Genomic DNA, 20902 nt, shown 5'->3' with positions numbered 1-20902 from the left:
TCGCCCCGGTCGGCGGGGCACGACGCCGTCCCGCCCGGCCCGTGTCTGCACCACGCCGCGTCGACGTCCTGACGGCCCATGCGGAGCTCTGCTCACGTGTCGCACTCCAGAACGCTCCGGCACAGCGCGCACCGCGCCCTGACCCGCCCCCGCACCGGCACCCTGATCCGCTGATGACACGTGGGACAGGGAAACGACACCCGCAACCGCCCGCCCCCGTCGGGCGAGAACGCGTACCGCACCCCCGGCGCGGGCGGGTCCGCCGGCGCGTGCCGCCGGTCCCGGGCGTACCGGCGCCGCCCCGCCCACCCCGCCGCCGTCAACGGCGGCTCCTGCCCGTCCCGGCGGGCCAGCTCCCTGCCCTTCACATACGCGGTGTACGCCTGCGCGCTGGTGAACCACACCGACGGGTCCTCCCCGAAGACCAGCGCCCGCTTGGCCAGCACGTACCCGAACTCCTCCGGCGTGAGATACCCCAGCTTCTGCGACGACGCCCCGTCCTCCCGGAACGCGTCCAGCAGCAGCCACCCCGCGCCCAGGTACGTCGTCACCGTGTCCGTCAGGACCTCGTTGTCCCGCACACCCGGGAAGGACAGGTCCAGCCGGTGCAGATACACATGCGTCACCTCGTGCGCCAAGGCCGCCCCGATGTCCCGCCGATGCGTGCGGAACCGGTCGTTCAGCTCCACGAAGTACTCCGGCCCGGCCGCGAGCTCCACGTTCGCCGCGTGCCGCATCTCCCGGAAGCTCACGATCAGCCGGGCATCCGGCAGCCGGAAGTGCCGCACCAGCTCCCCCGCCACGCGCTGCGCCCCCAGATACAGGTCGTCGGTGTCGCAGAACGCCACGCCGGCGGGGACCACGCTGGTCGCGAACGTCTGGACGGTGTCGTACGACAGCCGCCTGTACAACGCCGTGATCGCGGCCCGCACCGTCTCCAGGTGCGGGTAGCCGTGCTCGACCGGCCCGTCGTTCGCCACGCCTCACCCCCAAGACGCCCGGAACCCCCGTGGCTTCCACTGTACGAGGACGCATCCCCACCCGGACGGGCGCCGGCCCGGCGAAAACCGGTCGTCACCGACCGGCACCCGACGGCAGAATCCGGGCCGTGACCAGCGAACAGCACCCCGTCGCCGCATCGCTCCGGGTGGGCGGCGCGGACGACGACCTCGACAAACGGCTCGACGAGGAACTGACCGCCTTCAACACCGCCGCCGCCGACGGGGCCGTCACCGAGCCCCTCTCCGTCCGCGTCACCGACGAGGCCGGCGACCTGGTCGGCGGGCTCACCGCCTGGACCTGGGGCACCCTGTGCTCCGTGGACATGCTCTGGGTCCGCGAGGACCAGCGGCACTGCGGCTGGGGCGGCCGGCTCATGCGCGCGGCGGAGGCGGAGGCCGCCCGGCGCGGCTGCACCGACATGATCGTCTCCACGTACAGCTTCCAGGCACCCCGCTTCTACCCGAGGCTCGGCTTCCGCGAACGGGCCCGCATCCAGGGCGTCCCCGGCGGCCACGAGGACATCCACTTCCACAAGCGCCTCTCACCGCCGAAGGATGAGACGGCCGGCGGCCACCCGGCGTGATCCCCGTAGGCTGACGCCCCATGACCACCAGCAACACCGGCTCCCACGACGTCGACCCCGCCGTCCGCGCCGAGCTCGCCCGCCTGCGCGACAGCATCGACAACATCGACGCGGCCGTCGTCCACATGCTCGCCGAGCGCTTCAAGTGCACGCAGCAGGTCGGCCACCTCAAAGCCGAGCACCAGCTGCCGCCCGCCGACCCGGCCCGGGAAGCCCGCCAGATCGCCCGGCTGCGCGCCCTCGCCGAGAACGCCAAGCTGGACCCGGCCTTCGCCGAGAAGTTCCTGAACTTCATCGTGGGTGAGGTCATCCGCCACCACGAGCGCATCGCCGACGAGGCGCTCAACGGCTCCACCTGACCCCTCACGCCCCGGGGGAGTGACACGGCCACCCGCCGGAGGCATGCTGCACCGAGCACAGCATGTCAGCTGACGAGCACTGCGCGTCAGCGTCCCGGACTACTCTGGTCCTCCACAAGGGGAGGGGCGTCGGGTCATGCCGTCGGATACCAGGATCCTCATCGTCGACGACCATGAGGACACGCTGTACGCGCTGGAAAGCGCCCTGGCCCCACTGGGCTACCAGCTGAGCCGGGCCACCAGCGGCGACGAGGCACTCAAACAGGTGCTGCGCGGCCAAGTCGGCCTGCTCCTGCTCGACGTGCGCATGCCGGGCGTCGGCGGGCTGGAGGTCGTGCGCTACATGCGGCGCGTCGAACAGACCCAGCACATCCCCGTGATCCTGCTCACCGGCTTCGGCGCCGACCACGAACTGACCACCACCGCCTTCGAACTCGGCGTCGCCGACCTCGTGCTGAAGCCCGTCGACCCCTGGGCCCTGCGCACCAAGGTCCGCTACCTCTTCGACACCCACCGGCGCCACCTCGCCCTGGAGCGCGAGGCACACCGTCTGCGCGCCCTCGTGCGGGAGCACACCGAGGCCGCCGCACACCCCCCGCGCCCCGCACTGCCCCATCCCGACGCGCGCGTACCCACCCAGCGACCCATGGGGGCGCACGCCGGGGAGCTCGAAAAGGACCGCACCTAGAACGGACATTGGGCACGTACCGATCCGCCTCTGTGCCTTGCCGACACCATCAGGCAGCATGTCTCGCATGTCCGTACTGACGCGCGACGAAGCGCAGACCCGAGCAGAGCTCCTCGACGTCCACCGCTACACCATCGAACTCGATCTGACCGGCGGAGACGAGACCTTCGACTCCCGCACCCTGATCAGGTTCGCTGCCCGCGTGGACGGGGACACCTTCGTCGAGCTCAAGCCCGCCGAGCTGCGCTCCGTCACCCTCGACGGACACCCCCTGGACCCCGAGGCCCTGGACGGCAACCGGCTCGCCCTGCCGCACCTGACCGCCGGCGAGCACGAACTGCGCGTGGACGCCCGCATGCGCTACTCCCGCACCGGTGAGGGCATGCACCGCTTCACCGACCCCACCGACGGCGAGACCTACGTCTACACCCAGCTGTTCATGGAGGACGTCCAGCGGGTCTTCGCCGCCTTCGACCAGCCCGACCTGAAGGCCGTCTTCGAACTGTCCGTCCGCGCCCCCGAGGGCTGGACCGTCCTCGCCAACGGCATCACCGAACTGGCCGACGGCGTATGGAACGCGGCCCCCACACCGCGCATCTCCACCTACCTGGTCGCCCTCGCCGCCGGCCCCTGGCACTCCGTGCGCACCGAGCACCGAGGCCTGCCCTTCGGACTGCACTGCCGCCGCTCCCTGGCCCCCTACCTGGACGCCGACTGCGACGAACTCCTCGACATCACGCGCGCCTGCTTCGACCGCTACCACGAGAAGTTCGACGAGCCCTACCCGTTCGACTCCTACGACCAGGCCTTCGTCCCCGAGTTCAACGCCGGCGCCATGGAGAACCCCGGCCTGGTCACCTTCCGCGACGAGTTCGTCTACCGCTCCGCCGTCACCGACACCGAACGCCAGACCCGCGCCATGGTCATCGCCCACGAGATGGCCCACATGTGGTTCGGCGACCTCGTCACCCTCAAGTGGTGGGACGACATCTGGCTGAACGAGTCCTTCGCCGAGTACATGGGCTACCAGACCCTCACCGAAGCCACCCGGTTCACCGACACCTGGACCGACTTCGGCGTCACCCGCAAGTCCTGGGGCTACGACGCCGACCAGCGCCCCTCCACCCACCCCGTCGCCCCCGAGGCCGTCGACGACACCGCCTCCGCACTGCTCAACTTCGACGGCATCTCCTACGCCAAGGGCGCCAGCGCACTGCGCCAACTGGTCGCCTGGCTCGGCGAGAAAGACTTCCTCGCCGGCATCAACGCCCACTTCGCCCGGCACAAGTTCGCCAACGCCACCCTCGCCGACTTCATCGACAACCTCGCCGGCGCCACCGACCGCGACGTCCACGCCTGGGCCGACGCCTGGCTGCGCACCACCGGCGTCGACACCCTCACCCCGCGCATCGCCCCCGGCGAGCACGGCACCTGCGCCCTCACCGTCGACCGCGCCGGCAGCCGCCCGCACCGCATCGCCGCCGGCCTCTACGACCGGGACCTCGGCGACGACGGCGGCCAGCTCGTCCTGCGCGAACGCCTCCACCTCGACCTCCCGCAGACCGACGCCCACCCCATCGGCAAGCGGCCGGCCCTGCTCCTCCTCAACGACGGCGACCTCAGCTACGCCAAGGTCCGCTTCGACCCCGAGTCCTTCGAAACCGTCCGCAAGGAGCTGTCCGGCCTGCCCGAACCGCTCACCCGCGCGGTCGTCTGGAACGCCCTGCGCGACGCCGTCCGCGACGGCGAACTCGCCCCCACCGCCTACCTGGAGACCGCCAGGACCCACCTGCCGCTGGAGACGGACCTCGCCATCGTCCACGGCGTGCTCGCCTTCGCCTCCACCCACATCACCGACCGCTACCTCACGCCCGAGCAGCGGCCCGCCGCCCTCGCCACCCTCTCCGAACTGTGCCGCGACCTCATCCGCCGCACCGAGGACGGCGACAACCCCGGCCTGCGCCTGATCGCCGTGCGCCACCGCATCGACGTGGCCGCCCACCCCGACACCATCGCCGCCTGGCTCGCCGACGGCACCGTCCCCGGCGGCCCGGAGCTCGACCCCGAGCTGCGCTGGCGCGTGCTCGCCCGGCTCGCCGCCCTCGACGCGACCGACGAGGCCGCCATCGCCGCCGAACTGGAACGCGACCCGAGCGCCACCGGCCAGGAGGGCGCCGCCCGCTGCCGTGCCGCCCTGCCCGACCCCAAGGCCAAGGCCCGCGCCTGGGACGCCATGTTCGGCTCCGACGACCTGTCCAACTACCTCTTCACCGCCACCGCCCGCGGCTTCTGGCAGCCCGAACAGGCCGACCTGGTACGCCCGTACGTCGAGCGCTACTACACCGACGCGGTCGCCGTCGCCGAACGCCGCGGCCCCGCCATCGCCGTGGCCGTCGGCCGCGACGCCTTCCCCACGCACGCCGTCGACACCGACACCCTCCGCCTCGGCGAGGCATGTCTGCGCGACGCCGACCCCACCCCCGCGCTGCGCCGCAAACTGGTCGACCAACTGGACGACCTGGCACGGGCGTTGCGGGTCCAGGGGATCGGGGAGAACTGAGACCGCCGCCGTAGGAGCCGCGAGGGCGGCCGGTCCCTTCCGCCGATGCGGCGGACCGACCGCCCGCGCGCCACCGGCGACATCGGCCGACCGCGCCCTGCTCGAACGCCTCGTCACCGCCGGGCCGGCCCGCGCGGGCACCGACCCCGCGCCCCGCAACGGCCCTCCTGTCCGCCCGAGCCGAGACGGTACGGCGACCGGCCCTCCCCCAGGGCGCCACCCCGCTGGTCCTGTACGTCCAGGCGGGCGGCGAGCACACCTCGGCCTGTCGACGGCGGCCCGTGCCCGTCGGCCGGCAGCTCCACCACAGCGATCACGGTGAGCCTTCCCACGGTGCTCAACCCTTCGGGCAGGGCGGCCGAACCCGGTGCGCGGAGGGGCGCCTTCGCCACCCACGCCTCTCGGCGGGCCATGCGGATCGCGTCGGCGACACCGACCGCGGGGCCTTCGCCGACGCGCGGTCCACGCCCGGCCCACCAGGACGGCACCGCCGCCGTCGTGGAACGAGCCCGTCACGGGGACGGCCATGCCCGTCCCGAGGTCGGCATCGCCGCGGTCGTCGACTGAGCCCGTCACGGGGACGGCCATGCCCGGGTCCCCGAGGACGGCTTCGCCCCCGTCGCCGAACGAGCCCGTCCACGGCGGCGTACGAAGGCACCGCCACCGCCTCACCCCGCCGGATCCGGAACGGTCAGCGACGCCGGGCAAGGACACCGCGATCCACGCCCCCCCGGTCGCTGTCCAGGCTGCACCGAACCGGCCCGGCCGGACGGCCCCCCAAGGCCCGGCGGCACGCGCCGGAACGCCCTCGCCGCCACCCCCGCACCGCACCACACCGGATCATCAGCAAGGTCCGGGAGGTCAACGGCAACCCGGCGCCCCCCCCCGCAGCCTGGCCCGAGAACCACACAGGCGCCTCCGCGGCAGCCCCGAGGCCGCGGCACCGGCCGGTTTTCCGCCACGGAGGTACCTCCACCCGGGTTCGATCGTTGGGCTCTTCGGGCGCGTCGCCCCGCGCCCCGGAGGACAGCCCCATGAGCAACCCGCCCCTCGCCTCAGGACCCGAAGGCCCCCACGCCCTGCGGCCGCTGCTCGACACCGTCCTCGACGCGCTGGCCAGCGGCGCCCGGGCGCGAAGCGGACCGCTCCCCGCCGGCGGACCGGAGGCGGTCGCCGCCCGCACCCGTCAGGCGGTGGGCGAGATCCTCCCCGAACAGGGCGACCCGCACGCCGTCCACACCCTCGTCCACGCCTTCGCCGAGACCGCAGCCGACCCGGCCCACCCCCTGTGCGCCGCCCACCTCCACTGCCCCCCGCTCGCCGTCGCCGCGGCGGCCGACCTCGCGGCCTCGGCCCTCAACCCCTCCCTCGACTCCTGGGACCAGGCCCCCGGGGCGTCGGAACTGGAGCGGCTGACCACCGCGGCACTGGCCCGGGAGATCTACGGACCCACCGCACCCGGCACCGCCGACTCCCTCATCACCACCGGCGGCACCGAATCCAACCAACTCGCCCTGCTCCTCGCCCGCGAGACCCACGGCCGATCCCTCCGGCTCGTCTGCGGCGCCAACGCCCACCACTCACTGCCCCGCGCCGCCTGGCTGCTCGGACTGCCCGACCCCGTCGTCCTGCCCGCCCCGCGCGGGACACTCGACCCCCACGCCCTCGACGACACCCTGACCACCCTGCCCGGCCCGCTGCTCGTCGCCGCCACCGCCGGCACCACCGACGCCGGACTCATCGACCCACTGCCCGACATCGCCGCCCGCTGCGCGGCCCACGGCACCCGGCTGCACATCGACGCCGCCTACGGCGGAGGCCTCCTCTTCAGCGACCGGCACCGCACCCGGCTCACCGGCCTCGACGCCGCCCACACCGTCACCCTCGACCTGCACAAACTCGGCTGGCAGCCGGTCGCCGCAGGCCTCCTCGCCGTCCGGGACGCCCACGACCTCACCGCCCTGGACCAACGCGCCGACTACCTCAACGCCACCGACGACACCGAAGCCGGACTGCCCGACCTGCTCGGCCGGTCCCTGCGCACCACCCGCCGCCCCGACGTCCTCAAACTCGCCGTCACCCTCAAAACCCTCGGCCGCCACGGGCTCGGCGCACTCGTCGACCAGGTCTGCGCCCACGCCCGAGCGTTCGCCACCCTCGTCGACCAGGACCCCCGCTTCGAACTGCACACCCCGCCCGCCATCAGCACCGTGCTGTTCCGGCCCGCGGGCGCCACCGACACCACCGTCGCCGCCGTACGCCGCGCCCTGCTCACCACCGGCCGCGCCGTCCTCGGCCGGGCCCGCCTCGACGGCCGGCTCTGGCTCAAGGCCACCCTCCTCAACCCCGCCACCGGGCCCGACGACCTGGCCGCCCTGCTGCACCTCGCGGCAGCGAGCCGAGCCACCCTCGTGGAAGGACACACCCCCCGATGAACCCCGCCCCCACCCCCGGCCCCGACGCCCCCCACGACCTCGTCGGCATCGGAATCGGCCCCGCCAACCTCTCCCTCGCCGCGCTCGCCCACCCCCTCGACGACCTCGACACCGTCTTCTACGAACAGCGCCCCGCCTTCCGCTGGCACTCCGGCCTGCTCATCGACGGCGCCACCCTCCAGGTCCCCTTCCTCGCCGACCTGGTCACCCTCGCCGACCCCACCAGCCCCTGGACCTTCCTCAACTACCTCAGGTCCCGCGAGCGGCTCTTCCCCTTCTACTTCACCGAGCACTTCCACATCCAGCGCGCCGAGTACGACGCCTACTGCCGCTGGGTCAGCGAGAACCTCCCCGGCCTCCACTTCGGCCACCAGGTCGACGCCGTCCGCTGGAACCCCGAACGCGACCTCTTCGAGGTCGACTTCACCCACCTCGACGCCGACGGAGAAGCCGAAGCCCTCGGCCGGACCTACACACGCAACGTCGTCCTCGGCATCGGCACCGAGCCCTACGTCCCCGACCCGCTCAAACCCCTCGTCGAAGCCCCCGGCGTGCCCGTCGTGCACGCCGCCGACTACCTCGACCACCGCGCCGCCCTGCTCGCCGCCGAGCACGTCACCGTCGTGGGCATCGGACAGTCAGGCGCCGAGGTCTTCCTCGACCTGCTCCGCCACCGGCCGGCCGGAAACGAGAAACTGCACTGGCTGGGCCGCACCGAGGCCTTCGCCCCCATGGAGTACTCCAAGCTCGGCCTGGAACACTTCACCCCCGACCACACCCGCTACTTCCACGCCCTGCCCGAATCCACCCGCGACCGGCTGGTCGAAAGCCAGTGGCAACTGCACAAGGGCATCGACGCCGCCACAGTCGCCGCCATCCACGACGAGCTCTACCGCCGCACCCTGCACGGCGGCTGGCCCGACGCCGTCCTCACCCCCGGCGTCCGCGTCCGCACCGCCGGCCGCGTCGCCACGACCAAGGTGGAACTGCACCTGGAACACGGCCGGCAGGACAGCCGCTCCCGCCTCACCACCGACGCCGTCGTCCTCGCCACCGGCTACCGGGAACGCCCCCTCGACCGGATCCTCGCCGGACTCGACCCCTACATGCGCCGCGACAACCGGGAACGGCCACGCGTCGACGAGGAGTACCGGCTCGTCCTCGACCCGTCCGTCACCGGCACCGTCCACGTCCAGAACGCCGAGACCCACACCCACGGCGTCGGCGCCCCCGACCTCGGACTGGCCGCCTGGCGCAGCGCGATCGTCCTCAACTCACTGACGGGCCGGGAGGCCTACGCACTCCCCGCCCGCACCGCCTTCACCACCTTCGGCCTCACCCAGCGGGCCCACGTCCCGCCGCCCCGCGAGGCACCGGTGCTGACCCCGCTGGCCGACGACCGAAGGTGACGAAGGACGCGACTCAGAAGACGGGCGTGCCCTCACGCGTGAGCTTCCAGTCCACCGCGGCGAACTCGGCCGGATCGATCGAACCCTTCGCCTTCACCCAGGCGATCATGGTGTTGCGGATCTCCTCCGAGTTCGACCACAGCACCTGAGCCGCGGCGACATGCGGGAAGTTCCCGCCGCCGTTGGCCCGGTAGTTGTTCACCGCGAACACGAACTTCGCGTCGTCCGCCAGCGGCTGCCCCCCGAACCGCACGTTCGTCACCCGCGACCCGGCCGGCTTCGCGATGTCGATCTCGTACGTCAGACCGCTCACCACGTCGTAGTTGTAGTCCGGCGTGCCGTTCGCGTTCGTCAGCTTCGCCGGGTCCACCGGCGCCCCGGCCGGCGTCTGCACGTAGTAGTTCGCCGAGAACTCCAGGTACGCCTTCATCTGCGCGCCCGTCATCAGACGCGCCTCCAGCGTGTTCTCGAAGACGTACAGACCGGCCACGTCCCGGATCGTCACCTCACCCGCCGGGATCCGGGCGCTGCGCGAGAAACACGCAGCCTGCGACAGCACCGGCAGGGCGGCGTACTCCGTGCCCGCCAGCGCCCGCTTCACCGTGTCCGCCTGGATGTGGTTGATCAGATCGATGATCGGCACGTCCTTGTACGGCGCCTGTGCCGACGTCATCTCCGCCGCGTTGGTGCCGATGACCTGGTTGACGTACGCCACGACCTTCTCGTGCTCGTCGACGAGCAGCTTCGTGATCTTCGGGTCCTCCTCCACCGTGTTGGAGTTGAGGACCTTCGCGCCCACCTTCTCGACCTTCCAGCAGCCCTTCTCCCAGACCAGCTCGAAGTCGAACAGCGTCAGCCGCTGGCCCCACTTCAGCGGCTCCGACAGCACCACCTGCTTGCCGGTCTTCTTGTTCGTGACGAAGTACTCGGGGATCTCGGTGTGCGCGTGCCCCACCAGGATCGCGTCGATGCCCGGCACCTGCTCGGCCACCAGACCGGCCGCGTTCTCGATGTAGGGCAGCTGGTCACCGTAGGACGACGTGCCCGACGAGCCGCTGTGCGCCGACACGATGACGACGTCCGCACCCATCGAGCGCAGCTTCGGCACCCACTTCGCCGCCTGCTCCTCCAGACCCGGGAACGTCATCTTGCCCTGCACGTTCGCCTTGTCCCAGATCGCGATGCCCGGGTTGGTCAGCCCCAGCACCGCCACCTTCACATCCCGCCCGTGCGGGGTGCGCAGCCGGTGCATGCTGTACGGCGCGAACGCCGGCCGCAGCGTCTTCGCGTCCAGCGCGTTCGCGCCCAGCAGCGGGAAACGGCACTGCTGCTCGAACTTCCGCAGCACCGGGATGCCGTAGTTGAACTCGTGGTTGCCGAGCGCCGCAGCGTCGTAGTCCATGGCGTTCATCGCCTGCGCCATCGGGTGCACCGGGCCGCCCTCGGCGGTGATCGGGTCGACCTTGGCGTAGTAGTACGACAGCTGGGTGCCCTGGATGGTGTCGCCCGCGTCGATCAGCAGCGTGTTGCGGCGGCCCTTCTCCGCACGGACCCGCTCGACGAGCGTGGAGACCTTCGCCAGGCCCACGTCGTTGTGGTCCTTGTCGTCGAACTCCTTGTCCGTGAAGTAGTCCCAGTTGAAGACGTTGCCGTGCAGGTCCGTCGTGCCCATCACGGTGAACGCGTACCGCTTGGCACCCCGCTTCGCCTCGGCCGCCTGCGCACCCGGCGCTGCGACCGCCGAGGCCAGCGCCACCCCCGCCCCGGTCACGGCGGACTTCTCCAGGAACTTCCGGCGGTTCAACGGCATGTCTGGCTCCTCGCGGAATCTGTGAACGACGCGCGTAGATAACGCGCGTAGATTCTGACCCGTCCACGACGGCCCGCAACAGACCCGCCAGGTTGCGATCTGGTGACTCGGCCTTCCGGATCCACGGCAGCCAACCAGCCCAGACATGACAGAGTGGGGCGTATGACCGCGGCCACCCCAGACGCCACCCCGCCCGCCGTCCCCTACGGCACGCCCGAAGCCCCCCGCATCGCCGTCCGGGGCGAGGCCCGCCTCGAAGTCGACCCCGAGATCGCCCGCATCGGCATCACCGTCGCCGCCCGCGGACGCGACCGCCGCTCCGCCCTCGACGACCTCACCCGCCGCAACACCGGCGTCCTCGACCTCGTCAAGTCCTACGGCGACGCCGTCGAACGCCTGGAGACCGGCGCCTTCTCCATCACCCCCGAACTCACCAAACACGGCCGCGGCGAACGCGTCCGCACCTACCACGGCAGCGTCCGCGTCACCGCCGAACTCACCGACTTCACCGCCCTCGGCGAACTCACCACCCGCCTCGCCGACCTCGACCTCACCCGCGTCGACGGCCCCTGGTGGGCCCTGCGCCCCGACTCACCCGCCCACCGCGAAGCCCGCAAGAAGGCCGTACGGGAAGCCGTCCAGCGGGCCCGCGAATACGCCGAGGCCCTCGGCACCAGCCTCTCCGCCCTCGTCGAACTCGCCGACATCGGCGCCGAGAGCGCCCCGCCGGCCTACCCCCAGGCCCCCGGGCGCATGCGCTCCGCGGCCTTCGCCGGCGCCCCCGAGGACACCCCGGCCCCCCTCGACCTCGAACCCCAGCGCCAACGCGTCCACGCCCAGATCAACGCCCGCTTCACCATGGTGCCGCCGCAGCTGTAAAACGCTTGCACGAACCGGTTTCGAATATCGGACCGAATTCCCGGGATGCTCATCGGAGCGCCCCGGCGCACCATTCAACAGTTGTCAATAACGCTTCACGGAAAGTCTGTTGCGTGGTCACGCCCGGCCAATTCTCTACCAGCCGGTAACTCATAGGCTCGTCCCATGCGCCGAGCCAAAATCGTCTGCACCCTTGGACCCGCCACCGACTCGTACGACCAGATCAAACACCTGGTCGACGCCGGAATGGACGTAGCCCGCCTCAACCTCAGCCACGGCGCCCACGCCGAACACGAGGAGCGCTACCACCGGGTCCGCAAGGCCGCCGACGAGACCGGCCGCAGCGTCGGCCTCCTCGCCGACCTCCAAGGCCCGAAAATCAGGCTCGGCCACTTCACCGAAGGACCCGTACTCCTCGAACGCGGCGACACCTTCACCATCACCGTCGAAGACGGCGCCGAAGGCGACGGCCACATGTGCGGCACCACCTACGCCGGCCTCGCCGACGACGTCACCACCGGCGAACGCATCCTCGTCGACGACGGCAAGGTCTGCCTCGAAGTCACCCGGATCGACGGCCCCCGCGTCCACACCACCGTCCTCGAAGGCGGCGTGATCTCCGACCACAAAGGCCTCAACCTGCCCGGCGTCGCCGTCTCCGTCCCCGCCCTGTCCAAAAAGGACGAGGACGACCTCCGCTGGGCCCTGCGCACCGGCTTCGACGTCATCGCCCTCTCCTTCGTCCGCACCGGCCGCGACATCCACGACGTCCACCGCATCATGGACGAAGAAGGCCGCCGCCTCCCCGTCATCGCCAAAGTCGAAAAACCCCAGGCCGTCGAGAACATCGACGACATCGTCGCCGCCTTCGACGGCATCATGGTCGCCCGCGGAGACCTCGGCGTCGAAATGCCCCTCGAACAAGTCCCCATCGTCCAGAAACGCGCCATCAAACTCGCCAAACGCAACGCCAAACCGGTCATCGTCGCCACCCAGATGCTCGACTCGATGATCGACAACGCCCGCCCCACCCGCGCCGAAGCCTCCGACGTCGCCAACGCCGTCATCGACGGCACCGACGCGGTGATGCTCTCCGGCGAGACCAGCGTCGGCAAACACCCGATCGAGACGGTCCGCACGATGGCCCGCATCGTCGAAGCGGCGGAGGAAGACATCCTCGCCAAGGGCCTGCCGCCCCTCACCGAACGCAACAAGCCCCGCACCCAGGGCGGAGCCGTAGCCCGCGCGGCGGCGGAGATCGGCGACTTCCTCGGCGCGAAGTTCCTCGTCGCCTTCACCCAGTCCGGCGACACCGCCCGCCGTCTCTCCCGCTACCGCTCCCCGATCCCCCTCCTCGCCTTCACCCCCGACCAGGCCACCCGCTCCCGGCTCAGCCTCACCTGGGGCGTCGAGACGTTCCTCGGCCCGTGCGTCGACTCCACGGACGCGATGGTCGACCAGGTCGACGAACTGCTGCTGCGCTACGGCCGCTGCCGCCCCGGCGACACGGTCGTCATCACAGCCGGCTCCCCACCCGGGGTCTCGGGCTCGACGAACATGGTCCGGGTCCATCACATCGCGGAGTAGCCACGTCAGTACTTGGGCCCGACATGGGCGTCCATGAGGGCGACGGAGGCTTTGCGGGCGACGGAGATGTTGCGTGTGTTCGCCCTCTTCCATTCGACGCCCACCTGGTCGAGCGCTGCGGTGAAGAGGCGGATGATGTCGGCCGAGAGATTGGTGAAGAGGTACCGCGGATACTCGTAACGCTTCCGCTCGCCGCCGACGAGCCGGGCGTCCAGTTGGTGATCCGGCAGCCGTCGGAGTGGATGAGGCCGCGGATGAATTCCCAGGGGTGAGCGTCGACGATGGCCTGCTGCCAGGGCTCCAGCGTGATGCGCCGCTCGTGCTTCTTGCCGGGACCGTGCTGCGGGAAAAGGAGCGGCCAGTGCCTGCTGTAGCTGACCACGGAAACGTAGCCCCGAGCCTGCACGCGGTGGGAACGTCCGGTGGGGTTGATGGCGCGCAGAGCGGCTTCGCATGCGTCGATCAGGCCGGGCCAGGAGTTCGCGCAGGCGACACGTAGATAGTGGCCAGTTCTGGGATGGGCGCTGATGCAGCCGTCGCCGAGGTACAGGCCGAGCAGATAGGCGTATGCGCGCTGATCGGCGGGTGGGCCGGGAGCCGGAGGCGCCGTGCGGGAGAGCGGCTCGAGGCGGACCTGCCAGGAGCGGATCGCGGCCCGTGAGACGCCCGTCTGGAGGCTCACCGAGTTGAGGCTGCGGCCCTGGGCCACCAGTGCGAGTGCTCGCTTGCGTGTGCTGACGTCGTACATGAAGCCACTGTGGGAGCGTGGGCCCGGCGACGTGCAGCAAAAAGCGGATGTTCACGAGAACGTGGACATCCGCTCTGGAGTGGTGACCTTGGAAACCAAGGAAAAGTGCCCCGGGTCGGACTCGAACCGACACTGTATGGGTTTTGAATCCATTGCCTGCTGCCAATTGGGCTACCGGGGCCCGGTGAATCCAAGGTTGACTCGGACCCACTGCCCGACCACCATACCGCAGCTAGGTACGCTCTTGGGAGCAGTACCGGCCTGCCCCTACCAAGGAGCCCACGTGAGTGCCCCCGAGTCGCCCCAGCCTGTTGACGTGCCTGAAGAGGACAAGTCGCACGTGCCTCCGTTGACGACGCGGGTCGTCATCGCCGAGGACGAGGCGCTGATCCGGCTCGATCTCAAAGAGATGCTGGAGGAGGAGGGGTACACCGTCGTCGGTGAGGCCGGGGACGGGGAGCAGGCTGTCGAGCTGGCTCGTGAGCACCGGCCCGATCTCGTCATTCTCGATGTGAAGATGCCGAAGCTGGACGGTATCTCCGCGGCGGAGAAGATCGCGGAGGAGAGCATCGCGCCGGTGCTGATGCTGACCGCGTTCTCGCAGCGCGATCTGGTGGAGCGGGCCCGGGACGCCGGTGCGATGGCGTATCTGGTGAAGCCGTTCAGCAAGAGTGATGTGGTGCCGGCGATCGAGATGGCCGTTTCGCGGTTCACGGAGCTGAAGGAGCTGGAGAAGGAGGTCGCCGACCTCACGCTCCGGCTGGAGACGCGCAAGCTGGTGGACCGGGCGAAGTCGATTCTGCAGACGGAGTACGGGCTGTCGGAGCCGGCGGCTTTCCGGTGGATCCAGAAGACGTCGATGGACCGTCGGATGTCGATGCAGCAGGTCGCGGAGGCGGTTATTCAGGACGCCGAGGAGAAGAAGGCGAACAAGGGCTGAGGCCCGACGCGTGAGGCCCGTCGCCCTTCCGATCCGGAAGGGCGACGGGCCTCTTGGCGTACGGGCGTGACCTCAGTCCTCGCCCAGGTACGCCTTGCGTACCGACTCGTCGTGCAGCAGGTCCTGCCCGGTCCCGGAGAGGACGACGTTGCCGACCTCCATGACGTGGCCCTGGTCGGCGAGGGAGAGCGCCGCTTGGGCGTTCTGCTCGACGAGGAGGATCGTCGTGCCCTGGGACTTCAGCTCGGAGATCGTGGCCATGATCTTCTGCATCATGATCGGGGAGAGGCCCATGGAGGGCTCGTCGAGCATGAGGAGCTTGGGCTGGGACATCAGGGCGCGGCCCATGGCGAGCATCTGCTGCTCACCGCCCGAGAGGGTTCCGGCGGCTTGGTTGCGGCGTTCGCCGAGGATGGGGAAGAGGTCGTACGCCTTCTGGATGTCCTTTTCGATGCCTTCCTTGTCCTTGCGGAGGAAGGCGCCGAGCTGGAGGTTCTCGAAGATCGTCAGGCGCGGGAAGATGTGCCGGCCTTCGGGGGAGTGGGCGAGGCCCAGGGAGACGATCTTGTGGGCGGGGATCCCGTTGAGGGGCTTGCCGTCGAAGACGATCTTTCCGGAGGTCGGCTTCAGCAGGCCCGACAGCGTGCGCAGGGTGGTGGTCTTGCCTGCGCCGTTGGTGCCGATCAGGGTGACGACCTGGCCGGCTTCGACGCTGAAGGAGATGCCTTTGACGGCCTCGATCTTGCCGTAGGAGACCCGGAGGTCTTCGACCTCGAGGAGTGCGGTCACTTGGCTTCTCCCTTGGTGCTGCTGGTGGTGCTGGTCGCGTCGGCGGCGGCTTCGGCGGCTTCGACCTCGGCGGCCTCGGCCTCGCCGGGGTCGCCCTCGAAGGGCTCGCCGAGGTAGGCGGCGACGACGCGTTCGTCGGCCTGGACGACCTCGGCGGTGCCTTCGACGAGCTTTTCGCCCTGGACGAGGACGGCGACGCGGTCGGAGAGGTTGAAGACGAAGCGCATGTCGTGCTCGATGAGGAGGACGGCGATGCCCTTGTCGCGGATGGCGAAGACGAGTTCCTCGGTGGCCCTGGTCTCCTGGGGGTTCATGCCGGCGGTGGGCTCGTCGAGGAGCAGCAGGCCGGGCTCGGAGGCCATGGCGCGGGCGATCTCGAGCTTGCGCTGTTCGCCGTAGGGGAGGTTGCGGGCGAGGTGGTCGCGCTTGTGGGCGAGGCCGATGAACTCCAGGAGTTCCATGGCGCGTTCCTCGCTGGCGCGTTCGGCCTTCTTGAAGCCGGGGCCGCGCAGGAGGGCCGACCAGAGGCCTTCCTTGGTGCGGGTGTGGCGTCCGACGAGGACGTTTTCCAGGACCGTCATGTTGGCGAACAGACGGATGTTCTGGAAGGTGCGGGCGATGCCGGCCTGGGTGACCAGGTGGGGCTTGGGCGGGAGGACGGTGCCCTTGTAGGAGACGGTGCCCTCGGTGGGGACGTACAGGCCGGTGAGGCAGTTGAAGAAGGTGGTCTTGCCGGCGCCGTTGGGGCCGATGAGGCCGACGATCTCGCCGGCGTTGACCGTGAAGTCGACGGAGCGGACGGCGGTGAGGCCGCCGAAGCGCATCGTGACGTCGCGGGCTTCGAGTACTGGTGTCGTCATGATGGTTACGCCCCCGCCTTGGTGACGGCCGGTTCGTCGGTCAGCGTGGTCTGTTTGGGTACGTCGAGTTGGCCGGTCTCGTGGAATTCGAGCTGGCGGCGGCGGTTGGCGATGATGCCTTCGGGGCGGAAGCGCATCAGGAGGATGAGGGCGATGCCGAAGGCGAGGAGCGACTTCTCCTGGAGGAAGACGAGCTTCTCGGGGAGCAGGTAGAGCAGGGCGGCGCCGAGGAGGGGGCCTGCGACGGTGCCCATGCCGCCGAGGACGACCGCGGCCAGGAGGAACGCGGAGTTGGGCGGGGTGGAGCCGGCGAACTGGTACGGCGTGGGCACGACGCTGTACGTGACGTGTGCGCTGACGGTGCCGGCGAGGCCGGCGAGGGAGGCGCCGAGGGCGAAGGCGACGAGCTTGACGCGGAAGCCGTTGATGCCCATGGCGGTGGCGGCGGTCTCGTCCTCGCGGATGGCGATCCAGGAGCGGCCGATGCGGGAGTCCGCGGCGCGCGTGTAGACCAGTACCACGATGGCCATGATGAGGACCATCAGGAGGTAGTAGTTGGCGAAGCGGCCGAGGGTGAATCCGCCGATGTCGTGGGCCTGGCCGAAGTTGAATCCGAACAGGTTCAGGTCGGGGATGGAGGGGATGCCGTTCGGGCCGTTGGTGACGTCGGGGCCCGAGTCGCCGTCCATGTTGTTGACGGCGATGCGGAAGATCTCTCCGAAGCCCAGGGTGACGATGGCGAGGTAGTCGCCGCGCAGTCGCAGGGTCGGGGCGCCGATGAGGACGCCGAAGACGAGGGAGGCGGCGGCGCCGGCCAGGGCGGAGGCCCAGAAGGGCAGGTGGACGCCGGAGATGGTGGAGAACTCGGAGCCGGAGACCAGGGCGGCGGTGTAGGCGCCGACGCCGAGGAAGGCGACGTATCCGAGGTCGAGGAGTCCGGCGAGGCCGACGACGATGTTGAGGCCGAGGGCGACGGTTCCGAAGATCAGGATGTTGACGCCGATGTTGGCGTAGTGGTCGTCGGTCTGGGTGAAGGGGAAGGCGATGGCCGCGGCGAAGCCCATGGCGAGGGTGAAGCTGCGGTTGCCGGCGACCAGGGCGGAGAAGCGGTCGAGGAGGCCGGCGGTGTGCAGGGCCCAGATGGCGAAGGTGACGACGAAGAGGTAGCCGATGAAGAGTTCGCCGTACTCGGTGTCGATGCCGTAGGTGAAGACGCCGAGGCCGATGATGGTGACCACGGTGATCACGGCCCGCTGGATCCAGGGCGCGGTGGCCTGGGAGGCGGGGATGCGGTCGGGCTTGGCGATGTAGGCCTTGAGGGCCTGCTTGGTGCCGTCGGCGTCGGTGCGCTCCTGGGGGAGGGCGAAGGCGCCGAGGACGGGCAGCAGGGAGGCTACGGCCGCGATCCAGCCGCCGGGTTCGAGGTTGACGACGCCGCCGAGCTCGACGCTGATGGCGATGACGGTGAACCAGGTGACGGCGAGGCCGCCGAGGGCGGTGAGGACGAGCGGCGCGTTGTTGCGGGCGGGCAGCAGCCAGCCGAGGCCGCGGATGCCGTAGCCGGCGAGGGTGAACAGGGTGGTGAGGATGCCGGCGGTGAAGGTCAGCCACTGCAGGCCACCGGGGTAGCCGTTGATGGTGAGGTCGCCGGGGAATTCGGCGGTCCAGGTCCAGGCGAGGAACGCGGAGGCGGCGGTGGCGATGCCGCCGGCGAGGAGCAGGGCGCGAGCGGCCGTGGCGGGCAGCGGTATGAGACCGCGCGGAGCGGGCGTCGGGGTGGGGACGGCGTCCGGTGCCGGGGTCTTGGTCGTGTCGGTCATGTGATCACGCCCTGTCCGCGACGCGCTCGCCGAGCAGGCCCTGTGGCCTGAAGAGGAGCACGAGGATGAGGAGGCAGAAGGCCCAGACGTTCGCCCAGCTCTGGCCGCCGAGCTGCTGCATGCCGGGGATTTCGTCGATGTAGGCGGAGGCGAGGGTTTCGGCGATGCCGAGGACGACACCGCCGAGCATGGCGCCGTAGATGTTGCCGATGCCGCCGAGGACGGCCGCGGTGAAGGCCTTGAGGCCCATGAGGAAGCCCATGCGGTAGTCGACGTTGCCGTACTTCAGTCCGTAGGCGACGGCGGCGACGGCGGCGAAGAAGCCGCCGATGGCGAAGGCGATGACGATGATGCGGTTGGTGTCGATGCCCATGAGCTGTGCGGTGTCGGGGTCCTGCGCGGTGGCCTGCATGGCGCGGCCGGTGCGGCTGCGGCGCACGAAGATCGCGAGGGCGGCCATGCAGCCGATGGCGGCGAGGATGAGGAAGATGTCGGCGTCCTTGATGGTGACGGAGCCGATGTCGTGGGTGGCGTCGAGGCCGGGGAAGGCGCGGGCGCGGTCGGCGCCGGGGTAGAAGTTGCGCACGACCTCCTGGAGGGCCAGGGAGAGGCCGATGGCCGTGATGAGCGGCGCCAGGCGTGGTGCTCCGCGCAGTGGCCGGTAGGCGAATCGTTCCGCTCCGACGGCGATGAGGATGGCCACGAGGGCTCCGCCGAGGAGCATGAGGGGTACGGCGATGGCCATCGAGGTGCCGTCGGGGAGGACGTAGAAGTAGACCGTGAGGGCGCCGAACGCCCCGGTCATGAAGATCTCGCCGTGCGCGAAGTTGATGAGCTGGACGATGCCGTACACCATCGTGTAGCCGATGGCGATCAGCCCGTACATCGAGCCTAGGAGCAGCCCGTTGGCCAGCTGCTGCGGCAGGGTGTTCACCGCATGGCCTCCATGTCGCTGGTGGTCGTGTGCACTGGATGTGTGCGTGGTCGCGTGCTGTGGGGGGGTGTGGAAACGGGCCGCGCGGTCGGGGTCCCCTTCCGCGCGGCCCGTGATGCGGCGTTGTGGCGGGCCCGACTACTGAAGGTCGGCGGTGCCGGTCTCCACGTCCTTCCAGGCACCCTTCTCGACCTGGTAGACCGTCAGCTGCTTGTTGGTGGTGTCGCCGTACTGGTCGAAGGAGATCTTGCCGGTGAGGCCTTCGAAGTCGGACTTCTGGACACCGTCGACGACCTTGGAGCGCAGGTCGTTGATGTCGGTCGGAACCTTGCCGCCGTTGGCGTCGGCCGCGGCCTTGACGGCCTTGATGATGGCGGTGGTGGCGTCGTAGGCGTAGGCGCCGTACGCGCCGTAGTCGCCCTTGTAACCCTTGTCCTTGTACGTCTGGATGAACGTCTTGGCCGCGGGCAGGGTGTCGGCGGGGACGCCGATGGCGGTGGCGAGGTCGCCCTCGGAGGACTTGCCGGCGGCCTCGATGTAGGTGGTGGCGAACATGCCGTCGCCGCCGAACAGCGGGATCTTGACGCCGGCGTCCTTGAGCTGCTTGGTGATCAGCGCGGACTCGTCGTACTGGCCGCCGTAGTAGAGCAGGTCGGCGCCGGAGTTCTTGATCTTGGTGACGAGGGAGCCGAAGTCCTTGTCGCCGGTGTTGACGTGGTCGCTGCCGACGACCTTGCCGCCGAGCTTCTTGTACTGCTCGTTGAAGATCTTGGCGAGGCCGGCGCCGTAGGTCTGCTTGTCGTCGACGACGAAGGCCTTCTTCTTCTTGAGGCCGTTGTACGCGTAGCCGGCCGCGAAGCTGCCCTGCAGTTCGTCGGTGGTGGCGGTGCGGAAGTACGTCTTGAACGGACGCTTCTTGTCCGTCTGCCAGTTCTTGCCCTGGGTCAGCTCGGGGGCGGTGTTCGCGGGGGAGATCTGGACCATGTTGGCCGAGGCGAACACCTGCTGCATCGTCTGGGCGACGCCGGAGTTCAGCGGGCCGACGGCGCCGACGGCGGTCTTGTCGCCGACGATGCTGGTGGCGTTGGACTGGCCGGTGGCGGGCTGCGCCTTGTCGTCGAGGGCCTTGAGCTTGAACTTCACGCCCGGGACCCAGTTGTTCTTGTTGGCGTCGTCGACGGCTATCTGGGCGCCGTACTGGATGCCGAGGCCGGTGGTGGAGTTCTCACCGGAGAGGGGGGCGTCGACGCCGATGGTCAGCGTGGTGCCGCTCCCGTTGTCTCCGCCCTTGTCACCGCTGTCGTCTCGGGAGCCGCAGGCGGTGAGAGTCAGAGCTCCGGTCGTGAGAACGGAGGTAAGAATCACCAAAGAACGCTGTCGCACAATCAGTCCTTTCACAGGCAGGCCCCGCCCTGGTCGGGGGGTGAGTGCCGCGCTGGTACCGAACTCCCGATGGAGGCGGTGACTGGCCGTGACTCTAAGCCCGGGGTAAGGGCACG

The 20902-nt window shown here is 70.1% G+C and carries 17 protein-coding genes, 1 tRNA gene and 1 pseudogene; 10 read left to right on the top strand and 9 right to left on the bottom strand.

The features are described from left to right. Positions 1 to 92: 92 nt before the first annotated feature. Positions 93 to 980, bottom strand: a complete 888-nt coding sequence (locus tag AC0665_RS26805) for a hypothetical protein (RefSeq protein ID WP_478607259.1) — start codon at positions 978 to 980, stop codon at positions 93 to 95. A 128-nt stretch (positions 981 to 1108) separates the two neighbouring features. Here AC0665_RS26805 and AC0665_RS26800 point away from each other — a divergent pair, with 128 nt between their 5' ends. The 7 genes from AC0665_RS26800 to AC0665_RS26770 all read left to right on the top strand — a co-directional run bounded on the left by AC0665_RS26800 (position 1109) and on the right by AC0665_RS26770 (position 9036). Further along, the gene (locus AC0665_RS26800; protein WP_478705926.1) at positions 1109 to 1585 is read left to right on the top strand and encodes a GNAT family N-acetyltransferase; all 477 of its coding nucleotides are present in this window, start codon (positions 1109 to 1111) and stop codon (positions 1583 to 1585) included. 20 nt (positions 1586 to 1605) lie between these two features. Continuing rightward, entirely contained in the window at positions 1606 to 1944 is a 339-nt protein-coding gene (locus AC0665_RS26795; RefSeq protein ID WP_363120144.1) for a chorismate mutase, read from the top strand. A gap of 136 nt (positions 1945 to 2080) precedes the next feature. Continuing rightward, positions 2081 to 2632: a response regulator gene (locus AC0665_RS26790; RefSeq protein ID WP_478509932.1), complete on the top strand. Its 552-nt coding sequence runs from the start codon at positions 2081 to 2083 to the stop codon at positions 2630 to 2632. A gap of 67 nt (positions 2633 to 2699) precedes the next feature. Next, positions 2700 to 5192 carry an aminopeptidase N gene (gene pepN, locus AC0665_RS26785; protein ID WP_478705925.1) on the top strand — a complete coding sequence of 831 codons (2493 nt, stop codon included), beginning with the start codon at positions 2700 to 2702 and terminating at the stop codon, positions 5190 to 5192. 318 nt (positions 5193 to 5510) lie between these two features. After that, positions 5511 to 5759, top strand: coding sequence for a hypothetical protein (locus AC0665_RS26780; protein WP_478705924.1), 249 nt, complete (start codon positions 5511 to 5513; stop codon positions 5757 to 5759). Between the two features lie 467 nt (positions 5760 to 6226). Continuing rightward, a complete protein-coding gene (locus tag AC0665_RS26775; RefSeq protein WP_478607250.1) occupies positions 6227 to 7627 on the top strand; it encodes a pyridoxal phosphate-dependent decarboxylase family protein in 1401 nt (466 codons plus the stop codon). Beyond that, a complete protein-coding gene (locus AC0665_RS26770; protein WP_478607247.1) occupies positions 7624 to 9036 on the top strand; it encodes a lysine N(6)-hydroxylase/L-ornithine N(5)-oxygenase family protein in 1413 nt (470 codons plus the stop codon). The genes AC0665_RS26775 and AC0665_RS26770 overlap by 4 nt, the downstream gene beginning before the upstream one ends. Positions 9037 to 9049: 13 nt before the next feature. Here the strand turns inward: AC0665_RS26770 and AC0665_RS26765 are convergent, their stop codons facing one another. Next, a complete protein-coding gene (locus AC0665_RS26765; protein ID WP_468637502.1) occupies positions 9050 to 10846 on the bottom strand; it encodes a bifunctional metallophosphatase/5'-nucleotidase in 1797 nt (598 codons plus the stop codon). A gap of 162 nt (positions 10847 to 11008) precedes the next feature. Here AC0665_RS26765 and AC0665_RS26760 point away from each other — a divergent pair, with 162 nt between their 5' ends. Both AC0665_RS26760 and pyk read left to right on the top strand, forming a co-directional pair. After that, positions 11009 to 11725: an SIMPL domain-containing protein gene (locus AC0665_RS26760; RefSeq protein WP_468411165.1), complete on the top strand. Its 717-nt coding sequence runs from the start codon at positions 11009 to 11011 to the stop codon at positions 11723 to 11725. Between the two features lie 165 nt (positions 11726 to 11890). After that, on the top strand, positions 11891 to 13312 hold the full coding sequence (pyk, locus tag AC0665_RS26755; protein ID WP_478705923.1) for a pyruvate kinase: 1422 nt from the start codon (positions 11891 to 11893) through the stop codon (positions 13310 to 13312). Positions 13313 to 13317: 5 nt separating this feature from the next. Here the strand turns inward: pyk and AC0665_RS26750 are convergent. Together AC0665_RS26750 and AC0665_RS26745 are read right to left on the bottom strand one after the other, a co-directional pair. Then, a pseudogene (locus AC0665_RS26750) lies at positions 13318 to 14060 on the bottom strand (transcriptional regulator). 106 nt (positions 14061 to 14166) lie between these two features. Further along, a tRNA-Leu gene (locus AC0665_RS26745) sits at positions 14167 to 14241 on the bottom strand. A 102-nt stretch (positions 14242 to 14343) separates the two neighbouring features. On the opposite strand from AC0665_RS26745, the gene AC0665_RS26740 reads away from it, so the two are divergent. After that, positions 14344 to 15000, top strand: a complete 657-nt coding sequence (locus tag AC0665_RS26740; RefSeq protein WP_366051191.1) for a response regulator — start codon at positions 14344 to 14346, stop codon at positions 14998 to 15000. Positions 15001 to 15072: 72 nt separating this feature from the next. Here the strand turns inward: AC0665_RS26740 and AC0665_RS26735 are convergent, their stop codons facing one another. From AC0665_RS26735 to AC0665_RS26715, 5 genes are all read right to left on the bottom strand, one after another. Further along, on the bottom strand, positions 15073 to 15789 hold the full coding sequence (locus AC0665_RS26735; protein WP_468411158.1) for an ABC transporter ATP-binding protein: 717 nt from the start codon (positions 15787 to 15789) through the stop codon (positions 15073 to 15075). Then, entirely contained in the window at positions 15786 to 16649 is an 864-nt protein-coding gene (locus AC0665_RS26730) for an ABC transporter ATP-binding protein (RefSeq protein ID WP_190897995.1), read from the bottom strand. Before AC0665_RS26730 ends, AC0665_RS26735 begins: the two co-directional genes overlap by 4 nt. Positions 16650 to 16654: 5 nt before the next feature. Further along, entirely contained in the window at positions 16655 to 18469 is a 1815-nt protein-coding gene (locus AC0665_RS26725; RefSeq protein ID WP_468411156.1) for a branched-chain amino acid ABC transporter permease, read from the bottom strand. Between the two features lie 4 nt (positions 18470 to 18473). Continuing rightward, positions 18474 to 19403, bottom strand: a complete 930-nt coding sequence (locus AC0665_RS26720; RefSeq protein WP_363120156.1) for a branched-chain amino acid ABC transporter permease — start codon at positions 19401 to 19403, stop codon at positions 18474 to 18476. A gap of 138 nt (positions 19404 to 19541) precedes the next feature. Next, complete coding sequence (locus tag AC0665_RS26715; RefSeq protein ID WP_363120234.1) at positions 19542 to 20771, bottom strand: branched-chain amino acid ABC transporter substrate-binding protein; 1230 nt, start codon at positions 20769 to 20771, stop codon at positions 19542 to 19544. Positions 20772 to 20902: the final 131 nt, after the last annotated feature.

The sequence above is a fragment of the Streptomyces sp. NPDC043685 genome (assembly GCF_056436585.1).
Note: the sequence above shows the minus strand (reverse complement) of the source record. Positions and strands in the feature narration are given on the sequence as shown.